At 25.8% G+C, this 271-nt stretch carries 1 protein-coding gene; it reads right to left on the bottom strand.

Annotation, left to right across the window (positions count from 1 at the left end; genetic code table 11):
- Nucleotides 1–230: ABC transporter ATP-binding protein (locus tag AACQ14_RS24325; RefSeq protein ID WP_339366111.1), on the bottom strand; the 230-nt coding region annotated here is incomplete at its 3' end.
- Nucleotides 231–271 lie beyond the last annotated feature (41 nt).

Here is a 271-nt window from a genome sequence, read left to right as displayed (position 1 = left end):
AAAATACAATTAATGCTAATCGCATTAATTGTATTTTGTCCATTGAAGATACAAGTTCCTTTATCCCATTTTAAAATTCCAGCAATACATTTCAATAAAGTAGTCTTACCTATTCCATTACATCCCATGATTGCAAGAATCTCTCCTTCTTTAATGGAAAAACTGATATTTTTAAGTATTGGTTCATTTGGTTTATAAGAATAATAGCAATTCTTTAATTTTAAGAGCATTATATTTCACCTCTCTTATACATAAATAAAAAAGCAAAAAT

It is taken from the genome of Vallitalea maricola (genome assembly GCF_036985595.1).
GTDB lineage: Bacteria > Bacillota > Clostridia > Lachnospirales > Vallitaleaceae > Vallitalea > Vallitalea maricola.
This window is presented reverse-complemented; position numbering and strand designations above follow the sequence as displayed.